Here is a 4,084-nt window from a genome sequence, read left to right on the forward strand (position 1 = left end):
CCGGCGGAGTGACGACGCGCGGCCCGTAGTGATGCGGGCCGCGCGTTTCAAGCTGCCGCAGCGCAGCCGTGGGTCGTATCATCGCCGGCTTACGCAAGGGAAGATCATGGACGCAGGAACGCATCGCCCCGGCTCGCGGGTGCATTGGGGCTGGCTCTATCTGCTTTGGGCTGCACTGCCGCTGTTGGCCGCGCTGCTATTGGCCCGTTACGCCGGGATGGACGTGCCTGCGCCGGTGCAGCAGGCCGTCAGGGTTGGCTCTGCGGCACTGCATTCGAGCTCACCCTTGGGGTTGTTCCTGCTGCAGCTGCTGGTATTGCTGCTGGTGGCCAAAGGTGCCGGGCGCGTGCTGCGTTGGTTTGGCCAGCCTGCGGTGATCGGCGAGATGGCGGCTGGTTTGATGATGGGGCCGCTGCTGTTTGGCAGTGTCTTCCCGCAGTTGCAGGCCGCGCTGTTTCCGGCGAGTTCATTGGGGCCGCTTGGACTGGTCAGCCAGCTTGGTGTGCTGATGTTCCTGCTGGTGGCCGGCGCGGAGCTGGATCTGGGGCGGCTGCAGGGGCGGCGACGCTTTGCGATTGCAGTGAGTCACGCCGGCATTGCGGTGCCATTTCTGTGTGGCGTATTGCTGGCTATCTGGTTGTATCCCGCCCATGGCCCAGCAGGCGTGGGCTTCACTTCGTTTGCGCTGTTCATCGGCATCTCACTGAGCATTACTGCCTTCCCGGTGCTTCTGCGCATTCTTGCAGATCGCGACATGACCCACAGTCCGTTGGGGCAGACCGCGATTGCCTGTGCAGCGCTGGGCGACGCCACGGCCTGGTGCATGCTTGCGTTGATTGTTGCGGCCACGCAGGCAGCCGGATGGGGCGCTGCGGGTTTCAGTCTGGCCTGTGTGACGGTTTTCATCGGATTGATGTTGGGTGTGGTGCGGCCATGGTTTGCACGGCAACAGATTGCCGCCGGCCGCGAAGGGGCATGGTTGCTGGGGATGCTGTTGCTGACCCTGGCCAGCGCCTTGTTGACCGAGTCCTTGGGCATCCACGCATTGTTCGGTGCGTTCGCCGCCGGTGTCGCCGCGAACTCCAATGTGCAGTTGCGCGAATTGATCATCAACAAGGTCGAGCCCCTGGCGGTGACCTTGCTGCTGCCGCTGTTCTTCGCCATGACCGGCTTGCGCCTGCGCGCCGATGCCTTGCAGGTCAGTGATCTGTGGCTGTGCCTGCTGGTGATAGCGGTGGCCAGCGCTGGCAAGCTGCTTGGTACGTTCGCCGCTGCGCGCAGTGCGGGCATGCCGGCCCACGATTCGCTGCGCCTGGGGGTGTTGATGAACACCCGAGGCTTGATGGAGCTGATCGTGCTCAATCTTGGGTATGAACTTGGCTTGCTCGGCGACCGCCTGTTCGCGGTATTGGTGATCATGGCTTTGGTGACGACGGCGATGACGGGCCCATTGCTGAGCTGGAGTGCGCGCGGCAAGGGAAGGACAGGCTGAGTGCTTTCGCCAATGCAGTCCGCAGGTGTTGTTCCTCTCAATTCAAAAGGATTTCCGATGCGCGTATTGCCGTTGTTGATACTGGGGTTGTTGAGCAGTCCGATGGTCGCCACCGCGAACGAGGCACCGTTGGAGCGGCATCAACTTGGCAGCTGGGAAGCAGATATCGGCTACACCGGCGTGGTGCGCGATGGCGACACGCTGCATATCTCCGGCGTCCCGTGCCGAGGTGCGGACATGCATCTCGCGGTACGAGATTGCTATGGAAAGCTGACGAAAATCCTGCAGGAGTTCGATGCTGACAGCAGTCAGGTGGTCAAGGAAACGGTGTTCACCACGGATATGGATGGCTTGATCAAGGCGATTCCCGATCGCAAGGCTTTCTTCGCCGACGGCAAGTATCCAGCCGCGAGCTGGGTGCAGATCAGTCGCCTGTTCGACGCCGAGGCCAAGCTTGAAGTGGAGTGGACGGTGCGGCTGAAGTAAGGCTTGCCCGAGCTGCAGTCACCACAACCAGGCCCGCCGTTTGTGGGAGCGGCGTAAGCCGCGAAGCAGGGACACCATCAGATTGCATATGCATCGAGGGTTCCAGTAAATCCAGCTTCGCGGCTTATGCCGCTCCCACACCGGGATGCCAGCCGGGGTTGCGTGCGCGGTGATGTCTCCTATCTTGGACTCAAGCTCAGGGTGTGCGCTGCCTTGCCTGGCAGGAACGGCGTTGGCCGGCCTTCCACCCAGTCGTCGTGGCCTGCGCCCCAGAATGGCGACAGTGGATGGCCGCTCTGGCCGCCGGGCATGTGCACGATGCCGTCGGCTTCGTGACCGGGCGACACCACCATGCGCTCGGAAGCGCCGAACCTGGGGCCGACCACGCGTGGCATGTTGTCGTCACCGGCCAAGGGCTGGGCCGGCATGCATAGCCAGCGTTTGAATAGACCCGGCAATGCCATCGAGACCGGATGGCAGATCGCGGCGGTGTTGCGCTCGCCCCAGCTGCGTTGCGCCAGATCCGGGCCCTGTTCGGCCAGATCTTTTTCCAGTTGGCGGGCGCTATCGGCGAGCAATGCATCCCAGCTCTCATAAGGCGGTGGCAGCAGATGCGGTGGACGTTCCTTGAGCAGGGGCCAAAGCACGCCTTCGAACTGTGCAAGCTTGGGTGGAATGTAGCGCTCGCCAAGGTGTTCCTTGGCCGGCGCCAGCAGCGCGCCTTCCATGTTGTCCATCAGGATGCCGCGGAAGCCGCGCGCCATCCGGTAACTGACCGAATCAGTGGAGGCGCGGCCCTGCCATTGGCGGCTGGCGGCTTCCAGCCGCTTCAGCGCAGGATCATCGCTGTGCTCGACGGTCTGCCGCAGCAGCTTCCACCAGCGTTCCATCAGCAGGGCGCGGTCGTCCAGTTGGATCGCCAGCAGGTCGTTTTCCTTGAAGCTTTCGTGGGCAAACAGACCGTCGCGGATCTGCTTGGCGCGCGCACCGAAGTCATAACCGCCATCGCCGACTTCGGCCAGGGCGGCACCGTCGAGGACGCGGCCATTCGCTGTCCACAGGCGGTGATCGGGCGGGTCGACCAGTGCCGGTGCGTGGTCGGTGCGGATCGGCCACGGCGAGCAGTTGACCTGCGCCGCTGCGTCGGCATGGCAGCTTGGGTCACGCGCAGGGCGCGCGCCGATCAGGCGCCAGGCGATGCGGCCGCTGCGGTCGGCGACCAGCAGGTTCTGTGCGGGGATGCCGGCACGATCGGCTACTGCAAACGCAGAGTCCAGATCGGCGGCCTTGGCCATGTCGGCGAAATCCAGGCGGACCGCACCGGCTTGTTGACCAACCCAGCGCAGTGCGAGCAGCTGCCCACCGGGTTCGTCGTGCAGGACCGGGCCCCAATCGCTCTCCCGCACCAGCAGCATTTCCGGGTTGGCACCGGCAACGGCAATGGCCTCGTTGTAGCTGCGCAGTGGCGTGCTGGCGGGCAGGGCGGTGTAGTCGGCGGTGTCGATATAGCTGTTGGTGAAGGCCCAGGCGACCCGCGTATTGCTGCCGACGATGACCGCGGGCAGGCCGGGCAGAGTGAATCCGGCGACATCGACCTTGCCCTCCGGCGCAGTCGGGTCGGCATAGCGCAGGCGTGCGCGGAACCAGATATTTGGTGCACGCAGGCCCAGATGCATGTCGTCGGCGATGATGGCGCGACCGTCTTCGGTCAGAGCGCCGGCTACTGCGAAGTTATTGCTTCCTAGAACCTCAGAGTCCGTCGCGACCGGCGCAGGTGGTGCAGTGCCAGTCTGCTTGCGCAGGTCCAGCGTTGCCGCATCCGGTAACACCGCATCACCACGGGGCGCGCCGAACAAGGGGGCATCCCAGCTGCTGCCGTCGTGGGCAAGCATTGCGTACAGCGCGGGTGGCACCACGCTGCGGATGCGCGCCATCGCCAGTTCGCGGGTATTGGTCGGGTCCTGCAGGTCGGCGTACATCGCCAGCCCGGTCAGCACCGAGTCCTCCAGCTCCCACGGCCGCGGCTGCTGGCGCAGCAGCAGATACGGCCATGGCCGCCCCCGCAGGGCGGCCAGGCCCGCATTGACACCGTCGCGGGAAGCCACG

General features: G+C 64.7%; 3 protein-coding genes. 2 read left to right on the top strand and 1 reads right to left on the bottom strand.

From position 1 onward, the window contains the following. Positions 1–106 precede the first annotated feature (106 nt). Both QMX78_RS20415 and QMX78_RS20420 read left to right on the top strand, forming a co-directional pair. Positions 107–1,492: a cation:proton antiporter gene (locus QMX78_RS20415; protein WP_282273083.1), complete on the top strand. Its 1,386-nt coding sequence runs from the start codon at positions 107–109 to the stop codon at positions 1,490–1,492. 57 nt (positions 1,493–1,549) lie between these two features. Then, the gene (locus QMX78_RS20420; protein WP_282273079.1) at positions 1,550–1,978 is read left to right on the top strand and encodes a RidA family protein; all 429 of its coding nucleotides are present in this window, start codon (positions 1,550–1,552) and stop codon (positions 1,976–1,978) included. Positions 1,979–2,157: 179 nt separating this feature from the next. Here the strand turns inward: QMX78_RS20420 and QMX78_RS20425 are convergent. Continuing rightward, positions 2,158–4,084: penicillin acylase family protein (locus tag QMX78_RS20425; RefSeq protein WP_282273081.1), on the bottom strand; the 1,927-nt coding region annotated here is incomplete at its 5' end.

Source organism: Stenotrophomonas sp. PS02298 (assembly GCF_029959445.1).
Taxonomy (GTDB): Bacteria; Pseudomonadota; Gammaproteobacteria; order Xanthomonadales; family Xanthomonadaceae; genus Stenotrophomonas.